Origin of the sequence: Rahnella sp. 2050, from assembly GCF_040544515.1 — a bacterium.
Classification (GTDB): Bacteria; Pseudomonadota; Gammaproteobacteria; order Enterobacterales; family Enterobacteriaceae; genus Rahnella; species Rahnella aceris.
This window is the reverse complement of the sequence record NZ_JBEPKE010000002.1, coordinates 641,459-653,955: the sequence shown is the minus strand read 5'-3', so window position 1 is coordinate 653,955 and position 12,497 is coordinate 641,459. Positions and strand designations below refer to the sequence as shown.

Sequence of the window (12,497 nt, the reverse complement as noted above, 5' to 3'; positions counted from 1 at the left end):
CAAACTCAAAAAATTGAACGGCCAATACGTTGCGCCAGTAGTTCTAAGGCAGCAATACCTGCCAAAGAGTTCCCTGCCGCGTCAAGTTCCGGCGACCATACCGCGATACACATCTCCCCCGGCACCACGGCAATAATACCGCCGCCGACACCGGATTTGCCCGGCATCCCGACGCGATAGGCGAACTCACCCGCACCATCGTACATACCGCTGGTCACCATCATCGCATTAATCTGCCGTGCCTGACGGGCATCAATGAGCGGTGTCTCGCTACCCAGCGGATGCCCTTTATTGGCCAGATATACAAAGGTGCGCGCCAGTTCTTCACAGCTCATGCGCAATGCGCAGTAGTGAAAATAGGTGTGCAAAACGGTGATGACGTCGTTGTCGAAATTACCGAAAGACTTCATCAGATACGCAATCGCCGCATTGCGGTCGGAGTGCTCAAACTCGGAACGCGCAACGTGCCGATCGTAGTTGAGATCTGCCGATCCGGCCAGCTGACGCACCACTTCCAGCATTCTCTGCTTTGGTGCCGAAAGCCGGGTTTGCAGCATATCGCAGACCACCAGTGCGCCCGGATTGATGAACGGGTTACGCGGTTTACCCTGTTCCAGCTCAAGCTGTACCAGAGAATTGAATGGCTGACCGGACGGCTCTTTGCCGACACGCTGCCAGATTTCGCTTTCCTGATAACGGGTCAGCGCCAGCGTCAGGCTGAGAACTTTTGAGATCGACTGGATCGAGAAACGAATATCGGCATCACCGGCACGAAAGATCTCCCCTTTCGTGGTACACACGGCGATCCCTAAATGATCGGGGCTGACTTCCGCCAGAGCAGGAATGTAACCGGCCACTTTACCCCGACCTATCAGCGGCCTGACCTGCGCAAGAATATCTTCCAGCAAACTGTTATCAAGTTCGGTACCCAACGTCCTGCCTCCAGATGTAACAAAGGTGCCGGAAGGCACCTTTATGAGATTCAGAGATCCTCAGGATCTGCCTAAATCATTCGAGTTGTATCAAGGCGACAACTGAACTTATCCCCGGGAGCTTACAAAAGTAAGTGACCGGGGTAAGTGAAGGCAGTCAACGCAGAGACAATTCGAAGGATGACGGCAGAATCAGTCCCACCAGATATCGAATAACTCAGAAACTTCCACGTCTTCCATTTTATGGTCTTCTAACCATTTTTTGACCAGCGCACGTTGTTCATCAGTGCAATGGCCGATGTCCTGACGGCAAACCAGACCTTCCCATTGCAGATAGCCACTGCCGTCGAAGGCCAGCTTGTTTGGCTCGATCACACCGTCAATGAATTTATCCAGTGATTCGTCAATGGTTTCTACCGCGGTACCTTCCGGGAAACGCCATTTTACAGAGAAGCCCAGTTCCTGGAACTCGGCAATGTGTAACTTCTTACGTAAACGACGACTGCGATTTGTAGCCATTATTGCTTCCTCTCAAACATCAGATCCCATACGCCGTGGCCTAAACGCTGGCCACGCATTTCGAACTTGGTCACCGGGCGGGATTCCGGACGCGGGACATAATTGCCCTCCTGCGACAGGTTCACCCAGTTTTCTAAACTGGTCATGACGTCAAGCATGTGCTCCGCATAAGGCTCCCAGTCGGTTGCCATGTGGAATACACCGCCCACTTTCAATTTTTTGCGCAGCTTCTCAACGAACTCCGGCTGCACGATACGGCGCTTATTATGACGCGCTTTGTGCCACGGGTCAGGAAAGAATAGCTGCACCATGTCAAGCGAGCCATCCGGAATCATTTTTTCCAACACTTCGACCGCATCGTGACACATTACGCGCAGGTTACTGACACCCTCTTCATGCGCGGTCGCAAGACAGGCACCGACGCCAGGCGAGTGAACTTCAATGCCGATGAAATTCTGGTCCGGGTTCTGTTTCGCCATCGTGACCAGCGAGGTGCCCATCCCGAAACCGATTTCCAGCACAACCGGTGCCGGGCGACCAAACAAGGCATCAATTGCCAGAGGTTCTGCCTGAAACTCCACGCCCATCACCGGCCAGAAATTGTCCAGCGCGAATTGCTGACCTTTGGTCAGACGGCCCTGACGGCGGACAAAACTACGGATACGGCGCATCGCGCGACCGTTCTCGTCGAACTCCGGTGAAATGACGTCGTTTTTCATGGTGTTTCCACTCCGATTGGCAAGACGCGGTACCCGCGCGCGGATGCCTGTGCTTTGGTCACTGAATATAAGGAAAGGCGCATTATCCAAACTTACTCCCGATTAGCAAGGTTTGGCGGCAGGAAATCCGTCAATACAGTGCGGAAAGTTCCGGTTTACAGCCAGACGGGAACTGTGATGTGATCAGCCCCGTCTTTTAACCCTGCCGGACTGTAATTCACCCATGATGGAAACCCCTGGTTTTATGGAAGCAAAAAGTTTTTCGCCGCTGGTGCTCGACTGGTATCAGCGCTATGGCCGCAAAACGCTGCCCTGGCAAATCGCAAAAACCCCCTATAAAGTCTGGCTTTCTGAAGTGATGTTGCAGCAAACGCAGGTAGCGACTGTCATCCCGTATTTTGAACGCTTTATGGAACGTTTCCCGACGGTGTCTGATCTCGCCGCCGCGCCACTCGATGAAGTACTGCATCTGTGGACCGGGCTGGGTTACTACGCCCGCGCACGAAACCTGCATAAAGCAGCGCAAACTATCGTCAGCCAGCACAGCGGCGTATTTCCAACAACCTTTGATGAAATTCTTGCGCTGCCCGGCATTGGCCGTTCCACAGCGGGTGCCGTTTTGTCGCTGGCACTGAATCAGCATTACCCCATTTTGGACGGCAATGTGAAACGCGTGCTGGCCCGCTGCTACGCCGTTGACGGCTGGCCGGGCGAGAAGAAAACCGAAAATAAACTGTGGGCGATCAGTGAGGACGTCACACCTGCCGAAGGGGTCGCGCAGTTTAATCAGGCAATGATGGATCTGGGTGCGATGGTGTGTACCCGCAGTAAGCCGAAATGCGAGCTATGTCCGGTGAAGTCAGGCTGTGAAGCCTATGCACATCACAGCTGGGCAAAATATCCGGGGAAAAAACCCAAGACGACGTTACCGGAAAAAACGGCCTTTATGCTGATGATCCAGCAGGAGGATAAAGTCTGGCTGGAGCAGCGTCCGTCCGTCGGCCTGTGGGGCGGATTGTTCTGCTTCCCGCAATATTCGACCGAAGACGAACTCACGCTGGGGCTGCAAAAATACGGTGTTACGCAAAATGCGTTGCAGCAGCAGACCGCCTTTCGTCACACTTTCAGCCATTTCCATCTGGATATCGTCCCGATGTGGTTAAATCTGCGTTCTCCGGCAGGTTGCATGGATGAAGGTGCGGGTCTCTGGTATAACTTAGCGCAACCACAATCCGTCGGGCTGGCTGCGCCGGTTGAACGTTTGCTGATGCAATTAGCAAAGCAGACCGCTGGCAAATAACCGCCCCAAAAGAACGATCGATAAGGAATTAGCATGAGCAGAACGATTTTTTGCACCTTTCTCAAGCGCGATGCCGAAGGGCAAGACTTCCAGCTGTACCCTGGCGAGATTGGCAAACGTATTTTCAATGAAATTTCCAAAGAAGCCTGGTCACAGTGGATGGCCAAACAGACCATGCTGATCAACGAAAAGAAACTCAGCATGATGAACCCGGATGACCGTAAATTGCTGGAACAGGAAATGGTGAATTTTCTGTTTGAAGGTCAGGACGTTCATATCGAAGGCTACACCCCGCCATCAAAATAATCATTTGTAACAATGGTTGAAACATTAAGGCAGGCGCTCCGGGCGCCTGCTTCTTTCAGCAGAAACGGCTTGTAAGATGAAGAAAATTTTAGCTTTGCTGATTATCGCGCCAATGTTGATCTCCTGCTCCGGCAGTAAGAAAAACCAGTTCAACGAAGCTTATGTGAAAGATACCAACGGATTCGATATTTTGATGGGGCAGTTTGCCCATAACATCGAAAACATCTGGGGCATAAATGAAGTGCTGATCGCGGGTCCGAAAGACTACGTGAAATATAGCGATCAGTATTACACCCGCAGCCACATCAACTTTGATGCGGGTACCATCACCCTCGAAACCATTTCAGGCACCGATCCGGCCGCCAGCCTGCGTAAGGCAATTATCAGCACCTTACTGGTGGGCGATGACCCGGGTAACGTTGATCTCTATTCAGACGTCAACGATATCCAGATCAGCCGTGAACCGATGTTGTACGGTCAGGTTCTCGACAACACCGGTCAGCCAATCCGCTGGGAAGGCCGCGCAGCCAGCTTTGCCGACTATCTGATCCAGAACAAGCTGATGCGTCGTCAGTCCGGTCTGCACGTGATTTATTCCGTGACGATTCAGATGGTGCCAAACCACCTGAATCAGCGTGCGCATAAATACCTGCCGATGATCCGGGAAGCGTCCGCGAAATATGGTGTCGATCAGTCGCTGATACTGGCGATCATGCAAACAGAATCGGCCTTTAACCCGTATGCGGTCAGTAATGCTGATGCGCTGGGTCTGATGCAGGTTGTGCAGCACACCGCAGGCGTAGATGTGTTCAAATCCGAAGGGAAATGGGGCAAGCCGAGTCGCAGCTATCTGTTTGATCCGCAGAATAATATTAATACCGGCACCGCGTATCTGGCGATGTTGCAAAACGTGTATCTGGGGAATATCAGCAACCCGACATCGCGTCGTTATGCGGTGATTACTGCTTATAATGGTGGGGCGGGCAGCGTGTTGCGCGTGTTCTCAAGTAATAAAACTCAGGCGTTTAACATCATCAACAATATGTCACCGGGCGATGTCTACACCACCCTGACGACCAAACATCCGTCCGGGGAATCGCGCCGCTATCTGTATAAAGTGAACAATACTCAGCGCAGCTATCGCCGCGTGGATTAACATTTTGTCAGCAAATAGCCCTGAAGCGGAGGCAGAATAGCCGCCGTTTCAGGGCAAGACTTGTTCGATCGCCTTCAGATAACGGGAAATAACGATCTTTTCATCGAACTCCCTGACCATCTTTTTCCTGCTCTCATTACCCATTTCCAGGCGTTGCACATGAGTCATATTAATGAGCCGCTCCATCGCCCGCGTTAAGCAGTCCGTATCTTGCGGCTCACACAGAAAGCCATTTATCCCGTCATCTACCGTATCCTGACAGCCAATATTACGGGTGGTAATCAGCGGCTTTCCCATCGCTCCGGCTTCAAGTAATGATTTCGGCACGCCTTCACGATAAAAAGAAGGCAGCACAATACAATCAACCTGCGCGATTTCCTGCTCAACATTATCGGATGTCCCCAGATATAGAATATTACCTTCCTCAATCCAGGCGGCCATACGCTCAGTCTTCACCGCTGCCGGATTGCTAACATCCAGAAATCCCAACAAGCGAAATTCGCAGCGTTGACCATGACGCTTCTTGAGTTTACGTGCGGCTTCAACATAATGCTCAACCCCTTTGGAATAAAGCATGCGTGCAATCAGGGTGAAACGCACGACATCATCGTCGGGTGCCGGTGTCACATTAAAACGAACCAGATCAACCCCAGAACCCGGTAACCGTTCGGTATGTAAGTAATCAGGTAGCATTTCAGTCAGGAATAATTCGCGGTCATCCTCATTTTGGAAAAATATTTTGGCCGCGTAGCGCTGGCTGAACCGATACAGATGCTGACAGATTACCCTTACCATCCCTTTGCTCATGAAAACACTGCCCAGTCCGGCGATATTATTAATGGCTGGAATATTCAATACCTTTGCTGCGAGCGTAAAGTAGATATTATTTTTAGGTGTAAAATTCAGAATGACATCTACTTTTTCTTTACGTAATACATACCAGGACGAAAGCAGAGTAATAGAATCTTTAATAATGCTAGTCCCACCAGAGTCTATTTTCACTGAAACAGTTTTACATCCCAGTTCAGCAAGCCGGTGAGTATATTCATCCACAGGTGAGATGGCTATAACCTGATAGCCACTCTCTAACAGCGCAAGAATAGTGTTTTTACGGAAATTATAAAGATACCAACTGGTGTTGGCGGTGATTGCGATGGTGTTTTTCTTATCGATTCCATTCAAAATTATAGTTCCTTTTTGTGGCAGAAAATAACTTTCAACTCTTATTGCAATACATCCTGATTTATCCTTAAAGATTTCCAGCATGAATCAGAATACTTTTCTATTGCAGGAAGATTGTTACCTGTCGCAGCATTGACATTACAAATGCTGTAATCTCCTTTACTTGCAGATGAACTCCGATTATCAAAAATGTGAAAATTATTATTAACATGAATTTTAGGAATTGCCGATTTGATGAGAATACCTCTGACAACCTTGTCGAAGATATTACCTTTGATCGTGACGTTATCAGGAACAGTCCCTCCCGCATGCCTCAGGCTTATCACAATAGCAGCCATTCCATGCACATCAGTGAAATGATTACGACTGATCATAATGTTATAAATGCGCTGAAGCGAAGTGTTAGGTTCCAGATCAATGCTGCCTGGCATTCCTTTACGTGAAATACGGGTAAAGCGATTTCCATCAATAAGGATATCATGCCCGTCAATAATACTAATGCCATTACGGTTACTGAAGTTAACGCCGTCAAAGATGACGTTTCTTATCACAATATGGTGGTTTGAAACAACATTCCCCTGCCCGACATAAACTCCATCGCCACGAAACCCTGTGAGGTTTAAATTTGAAAGCGTAACATCGTGCGCATTGAATATACTGATCAGAGGATTATGTTCTGCAAAGCCGTTTTTTTCTGCGCCGCCAATAAAAGAAACCCCCGAAATTTGCACATTACTGACAGCCCTTGTGCTATCGCCCGAAGAAATATTTATCACGCCAACAGTATCCGGTAAGGTAAAAGTCTGTTGAATTTGCGCACCTTTTTCACCGGAAAGCGAGGTATTGCTGTCAATGAAGAGAGGATGACTGAGGAAACAGCCAGGGTGAATTATTTTAATCTGCGTATTTTTTATTTTCCTCTCTTTAAAAAAGTGATAAATGTCAGGCGTAATCAGGCAGTCAATGATGACTGTTTCAGCCCGACATAAAGAGCCGCTCATCAGCAATATCAGTACAACGCAAAAAAAACAGAGAGGATGTTGCACCCTAAGCACGCCTGCGGGAAAGCAAATAATCTTTATAGTGGCTGAAGAAATCAAAGCGAATTCTTTCTAAGAACTCAGGTTGATAAAAACGCGCCTTATTAAACGAGTAGTGCGCCATCATTAACATTTCCTGACGGTTATTCAGTAATTTCTCAATGTTTTTTGCCAACCCATTGGCATCATCGGGCTTATGCAAATATTCGCTTTGACATAACTCAGGCATTCCTCCGGCAGAACTGGTGATCACGGGGCAGGCTCGCGACATGGCCTCTATCACAGCCCGTGGCAACCCTTCCTGATTACTCGGCTGCACATAGAGATCGACAGTATCAAGAAATGAAAAAATGTCTTTCCCCGGCATCCTTGGTCCGGAGAAAATAATATTGTCACGCAGGGATAATTCATCAATCATTTTAATATTCTTGAATTTACTTCCCGCACCCGTGATTTCAAGAACGATCGAAAAGCCTCTGTTTTTTAGCCGATAAATTGCTTGATAAAGGGTATTAAAACCTTTGTGTGGACTGTCAAGAGAAGCAATCATACCTATTTTGAAAGGCCCGCTGGAAGACGCAGTGATTTTATGCAGCCTTTGATTAAGAACATAAGCCGAAGTCGGCAATAATTCTACGTTAGAAGCAGAGACTACATGATGTCTGTTGGGATAGCGTTTTTGCAAAAAACTGCCTGTCACATAAATAGCACCCCAGGCTTTTTTAATCGCCTGCTTCACTCGCCAGGTTAATACCGGGGCATAGAGTAATCCTTTCAATGAGCCGTATCCGACCATCGCATCCCAGGGGCATGCGACCACCTCAACGACATAAGGAATATTCATCTGCCGCGCAAGCTTTGCGGTAATAAGACCTGTTTCGCTGGGTAACCTGATCACAACGCCATCACAGCCCCTGAGAGCCTCTTTAATTGCGATGACATTTTTACGGGAGGGTAATAACACAGACTTCAAAGAGGAATGATTTTCTATTTTTTTGAAAACCATTCCGTTGCCGCTGGCCAGAGTCCAGTGCGGCGAAAATGAGGAATCACTTTTATAACGGGATAAAACTATTATTTCATCAAAATGATGCAAATACCGGGCAAAAGCAGAATAAGGAAGTTTACCAGGAGAATATACTTTCTCATCGTGATGAATAAAATAGTGGTCATGCGCAAAAACCATTTTCATGGTAATTCCTTAACTTTCATTGCAGGAGATCCAGCATACACCCCCGCAGTCAGGTGTTTTTTGGTAACAGAATTCGCCGCTACCACGACGTCAGAATCAATGACCGAACCTGCCAGGATCCTTACTCCGCATCCCACCCATACATTTGAAGCAATACAAACATTTCTCAGGTCGAGCGACTGATATTTAAAGGGCTGTCCGCACAATTCGTAACGATGTTCAAAGGAGATGATCGAAACAGAATGTGCAAACGATACATCACTGCCCACAGAAATATTTCCGGCAGCATCAACATAAGCGCGTTCATGAAAACTGATATTACTACCCAGTGAGAGGTTTTGCGGATTTTTGAATACGCACCATCGTCCGATATAGACATTCTCTCCGCACGTTTTTACCAGCGTACGAATAAGAATATAACGGATCCCTACCCCGATTCCTCCGGGAAAACCGGAGAAGACATCCAGAAGATAAGCGCGGAAAATTTGCGGTAAAAGAGACGTTATGGCACATAAAACGAGAATAACTCCCCGCCAGCGACGAAAAGACGCACGGCCAGTTTTAATATTTTCAGGCATATAACCTCAATATTTCTGTCGCATTCTGCCCGATTGAAAAACGGCCTGTTATAACATCAGTATTAATTTTTCTCGTTGCTGACTGAGTCATCAATACATCAATCTCTGACGTCCATGCGCAGAGATCGCTGAGTGACTGATGGGAAATACGCTCAGTCACATCAATAAGCCGCGGAACGTGCAAGGACGCGATGACCGGCAATCCGGCAGCCTGAGCTTCAATAGCCGCAAGCCCGAGACCTTCGTGCAGCGACGGGAACAGGAACACATCCATAACATCGCGTAAAATTAACAATGCATCGTTTCTTGCGCCGGTCAGGATAACTTTGTCAGCAAGACCCCGCTCAACGGCTCTTTTGTGTAAGTCTTTTCGCAAACTTCCTTCACCGACAATCAGTAAACACACATCTTGATCCCGGTATTGCGACAGTATTTCAAGCAGGAATTTGTGATTTTTGACGGATTCCATTCGCCCGACGGTTCCCAATACGAACGTGCTTTCAGCAATGCCCAGATCATGTTTAAGGCTGGTGGGAGCAGTAGACACAAGACGATGGAAATCTTTACCACAGGGAATAATATTGACCACAGGCGCCCCTGTTTTATAGTGGCAACGCGCTGAATCTTCACTTACCGCGACGCAACAGGTTGAATAACGCTTAGCCAGGAAAATTTTGAAACTGATTTCAACGCGTTTTATCGGACCAGCATTTTGGTAGTGCAGCGTTCGATCTGAATGAGCATGGGAAATAATCCGTGCTATTCCACACCTTTTAGCAATGTACGCCACGAGACCATTATTGAAGCTGACATGACTATGACAGACGTCATATTTGTTCTTCCTGAAAACGGAGAATAAGGCAGCCAGGTATTTCAGCGGTTTTTTATAAGAAGGAATATGTATTATTTTGCAATCCATAGCTAATAAAGCATCTTCGTAAAACCCTTTATGGGGCTTATCGACGATAAAGGTGTGTTGAATACTTCCTGAGGTTTCTATCGCAAAATCAAAAAGCCAGCTTTCAATCCCACCGATATCCAATTGACCTAACAGGTGTACAACTTTAATTTTCTTCATCTGATGTCCCTGAGGCATAGGTTCTTAAATAAAGGAGTATGGAGAAAATAACCAGTGGCATAATTAGCAATTGTTTTCTGAAAACGGCATCCCCCACGCTTCCAAAAGTATAATCGGTACGGATAGCGTAGAACCCAACCAACGTCATTACGGCAGAATAAATCAGGACACACATAATCGATGACATCAGTCTGGAGTCCAAAATGAGTGTGGTATATTTTATTGTTCTGATAAGCACAAAAACTATAGTCACAATGACACAGAGCGCAGGTAGTAATGTAAACCCTTCATAATTCATCCACTGCGCAGGGTTAGGGGCCATATACATAAAAGCAAAAATCATTGGCCAGTTAATAATCAGCAGAATAGATTTGAAAAATGCGGCCAGCATGAGAATAAAAAAAGCTCCTAACGTGATGAACTTCATTGCCCGGTAATATTCCAGAGTAAAAACCACATACAGAAGTGCCGTTACGGGAGAATAAGGTCGGAGCAGGAAACAATAGCCAGCCAGCATCAGTATCACAACGGCCTTGAATAATCGCATCACTTTCCCCTGCGTCTTACAAAAATCGACTAACGCCAAAGCCAGAAGGATTGTCAGAAAGAGAATGAATATATCTTTACCAAAAACTGAAGAGAAATAATTAAACGTCGGAGAAACAATAATCAGGGATATCAGAACACAGCGAAAATCAACTGAACTCACATTAGAAAACAATCGACTCATTGCCGCGATGCTCATCAATTTAAACATAAAATTGAAAATAACAATATAAAATGGATCTTTGGCAGGCATCAAACTATAAAATATATGAACTGGCACCCCGAAAATAAAGAAAGATCCCGGCCCTTCAGTCATGCCGTTCTCATGCATTGCGGCCATTCTCGCCACAGCACCGGATAAAATTTCACTCAGCGAATTATTTGACAGTAAAAAATTATAATATCGTACGGCATCTATTCCGGGGAAAATATTAAAAACATTAATACAATAAAAAGTATAGATAGCAGAAAATAATAATGCCGCAATGATCAAATAATTATACCGGGCCCCAGGAATGGTAATCGCGGGAATGCTCAACGCGGTCAAAGTAAAAATCACCCCGCCTGCAGCATCACGGGCATCAAAAATAAGATGTGTTATACACACAGAAGTGAGCATCATCAAACAAAGGTAAATAACACCACGTTTAAAATCAATATTCACTGTTACCTCACTGGTCGCTTTCTGTCACAGGCCTGAACACAGTTATATACATCAGCAAAGCAACAAAACTATTTGAGAAAAACAATACCCATGGTACAGAAAACACATTCATAAACTTACAGACCAAGAATAATATGACACAGTGAATAACCCCACCTGTAAAAGTACAATAAGAAATTGCTTTACTCTTCCCATAAAAAAACAAGTCGATGCCATAATCAGATAGAACCCCTGCGATAAAAATGCAGGAACCATAATGACTACAAATCGTTTAACGTCCTTATACTCCTCACCCGCCACCAGATTGTATATTCCCTCGGGAATTAACTGTGCCAAAATGGTTACCAGTGTGCTCAGAAAAAAATACCCAACGAAGATCAGCGTAAAGTGTTTACGGCTGATTTTATTATTTTTCAACTGACTGTACAGGTGAGGTGTTAATGCTTTATTCAGGGCCATCAGCACCACAGTAATAATTACGCTTAACTGAAATGATGCAGAGTAATTTCCCAGCGTGGAACTGGAAAAATAGTTACTGATCATAATCCTGTCCAGTCCTGACCGGGCCAGGAAGCTCATATTATGAATAATGAGTGGAATACCAAAAAGTAGCAATTGTGATGATGTTTTTTTAACGGTATCAAAACAAAAATCAGCCTGCTTCAGCCAGTTTCTGTTGGACCATGAAGAAATAAATATTGAAATCAGGAAACCAAGAATAATCGCGTAAACCCTGATTTCATAGCTTACCTTAAAACAGTACAGGAACAATAATGTGATAACGAATGACATTGCTGCATTAAGGACTTGAGCAGTCATGTATTTCTTCGCTTCTTTCCTGGACTGATTAATCGATACGAGGTTTGTATAAATACATTGAAAATATCCCGCAATCGCGGCAAGAATAATTATATCACTCGGATAAAAAGCATATACCCCAGCAACGCAAAGGATAAAGGCAACGGATGATATAATGACAGAGGAGAAGAAATAGTCTGCCGAGTTGTAATCTTCTTGCGTATATTCGTACTTAATTATTGCGGCAGATGCGTTTAGTCCAATGAAGACAAAGAAGACCGCAACATAGGCATTAAATAAGGATATTTTCCCATACTGCTCAGGGCCTAAAGCACGTGAGAGAACAGGGAGAAGAAGGAAGGGGAAGATTTTTACAATCAGTTCCCCTCCGACATAAATAATACTATCACTGAATATCTTTCTCATTATTTTTCACTAACTGGCATGATAAGCATCGTGATTCAGTCTTGATTGTCAAAAATAAGAA

The 12,497-nt window shown here is 46.0% G+C and carries 13 protein-coding genes; 3 read left to right on the top strand and 10 right to left on the bottom strand.

The window, feature by feature from the left end; genetic code table 11:
• Positions 1-5: 5 nt before the first annotated feature.
• The 3 genes from glsB to trmB form a co-directional block, all read right to left on the bottom strand.
• Positions 6-932 carry a glutaminase B gene (gene glsB / locus ABIC79_RS10210; protein WP_013576837.1) on the bottom strand — a complete coding sequence of 309 codons (927 nt, stop codon included), beginning with the start codon at positions 930-932 and terminating at the stop codon, positions 6-8.
• 192 nt (positions 933-1,124) lie between these two features.
• Positions 1,125-1,451, bottom strand: a complete 327-nt coding sequence (locus ABIC79_RS10205) for a YggL family protein (RefSeq protein WP_013576838.1) — start codon at positions 1,449-1,451, stop codon at positions 1,125-1,127.
• On the bottom strand, positions 1,451-2,170 hold the full coding sequence (gene trmB, locus ABIC79_RS10200; protein WP_013576839.1) for a tRNA (guanosine(46)-N7)-methyltransferase TrmB: 720 nt from the start codon (positions 2,168-2,170) through the stop codon (positions 1,451-1,453). The genes ABIC79_RS10205 and trmB overlap by 1 nt, the downstream gene beginning before the upstream one ends.
• Before the next feature lie 223 nt (positions 2,171-2,393).
• Here trmB and mutY point away from each other — a divergent pair, with 223 nt between their 5' ends.
• From mutY to mltC, 3 genes are all read left to right on the top strand, one after another.
• Positions 2,394-3,470, top strand: a complete 1,077-nt coding sequence (mutY, locus tag ABIC79_RS10195) for an A/G-specific adenine glycosylase (RefSeq protein ID WP_013576840.1) — start codon at positions 2,394-2,396, stop codon at positions 3,468-3,470.
• 33 nt (positions 3,471-3,503) lie between these two features.
• On the top strand, positions 3,504-3,776 hold the full coding sequence (locus ABIC79_RS10190) for an oxidative damage protection protein (protein WP_013576841.1): 273 nt from the start codon (positions 3,504-3,506) through the stop codon (positions 3,774-3,776).
• A gap of 76 nt (positions 3,777-3,852) precedes the next feature.
• Positions 3,853-4,932 carry a membrane-bound lytic murein transglycosylase MltC gene (gene mltC / locus ABIC79_RS10185; RefSeq protein WP_013576842.1) on the top strand — a complete coding sequence of 360 codons (1,080 nt, stop codon included), beginning with the start codon at positions 3,853-3,855 and terminating at the stop codon, positions 4,930-4,932.
• 48 nt (positions 4,933-4,980) lie between these two features.
• On the opposite strand, the gene ABIC79_RS10180 is transcribed toward mltC, so the two are convergent.
• From ABIC79_RS10180 to ABIC79_RS10150, 7 genes are all read right to left on the bottom strand, one after another.
• Complete coding sequence (locus tag ABIC79_RS10180) at positions 4,981-6,114, bottom strand: glycosyltransferase family 4 protein (RefSeq protein WP_013576843.1); 1,134 nt, start codon at positions 6,112-6,114, stop codon at positions 4,981-4,983.
• 41 nt (positions 6,115-6,155) lie between these two features.
• Positions 6,156-7,115, bottom strand: coding sequence for a right-handed parallel beta-helix repeat-containing protein (locus tag ABIC79_RS10175; protein ID WP_285427234.1), 960 nt, complete (start codon positions 7,113-7,115; stop codon positions 6,156-6,158).
• A 46-nt stretch (positions 7,116-7,161) separates the two neighbouring features.
• Entirely contained in the window at positions 7,162-8,346 is a 1,185-nt protein-coding gene (locus tag ABIC79_RS10170) for a glycosyltransferase (protein WP_354567019.1), read from the bottom strand.
• A complete protein-coding gene (locus tag ABIC79_RS10165; protein WP_013576846.1) occupies positions 8,343-8,924 on the bottom strand; it encodes an acyltransferase in 582 nt (193 codons plus the stop codon). Before ABIC79_RS10165 ends, ABIC79_RS10170 begins: the two co-directional genes overlap by 4 nt.
• Entirely contained in the window at positions 8,917-10,002 is a 1,086-nt protein-coding gene (locus ABIC79_RS10160; protein ID WP_354567016.1) for a glycosyltransferase, read from the bottom strand. The genes ABIC79_RS10165 and ABIC79_RS10160 overlap by 8 nt, the downstream gene beginning before the upstream one ends.
• Positions 9,989-11,212 carry a hypothetical protein gene (locus ABIC79_RS10155; RefSeq protein WP_013576848.1) on the bottom strand — a complete coding sequence of 408 codons (1,224 nt, stop codon included), beginning with the start codon at positions 11,210-11,212 and terminating at the stop codon, positions 9,989-9,991. Before ABIC79_RS10155 ends, ABIC79_RS10160 begins: the two co-directional genes overlap by 14 nt.
• A 108-nt stretch (positions 11,213-11,320) precedes the next feature.
• A complete protein-coding gene (locus ABIC79_RS10150; RefSeq protein ID WP_354567014.1) occupies positions 11,321-12,436 on the bottom strand; it encodes an oligosaccharide flippase family protein in 1,116 nt (371 codons plus the stop codon).
• Positions 12,437-12,497 lie beyond the last annotated feature (61 nt).

Coding starts and splice junctions, on each gene's coding strand:
- ABIC79_RS10205 (WP_013576838.1), bottom strand. CDS start 1,451: ATGGCTACAAATCGCAGTCGTCGTTTACGTAAGAAGTTACACATTGCC.
- trmB (WP_013576839.1), bottom strand. CDS start 2,170: ATGAAAAACGACGTCATTTCACCGGAGTTCGACGAGAACGGTCGCGCG.
- mutY (WP_013576840.1), top strand. CDS start 2,394: ATGATGGAAACCCCTGGTTTTATGGAAGCAAAAAGTTTTTCGCCGCTG.
- ABIC79_RS10190 (WP_013576841.1), top strand. CDS start 3,504: ATGAGCAGAACGATTTTTTGCACCTTTCTCAAGCGCGATGCCGAAGGG.
- mltC (WP_013576842.1), top strand. CDS start 3,853: ATGAAGAAAATTTTAGCTTTGCTGATTATCGCGCCAATGTTGATCTCC.
- ABIC79_RS10175 (WP_285427234.1), bottom strand. CDS start 7,115: ATGAGCGGCTCTTTATGTCGGGCTGAAACAGTCATCATTGACTGCCTG.
- ABIC79_RS10170 (WP_354567019.1), bottom strand. CDS start 8,346: ATGAAAATGGTTTTTGCGCATGACCACTATTTTATTCATCACGATGAG.
- ABIC79_RS10165 (WP_013576846.1), bottom strand. CDS start 8,924: ATGCCTGAAAATATTAAAACTGGCCGTGCGTCTTTTCGTCGCTGGCGG.
- ABIC79_RS10160 (WP_354567016.1), bottom strand. CDS start 10,002: ATGAAGAAAATTAAAGTTGTACACCTGTTAGGTCAATTGGATATCGGT.
- ABIC79_RS10150 (WP_354567014.1), bottom strand. CDS start 12,436: ATGAGAAAGATATTCAGTGATAGTATTATTTATGTCGGAGGGGAACTG.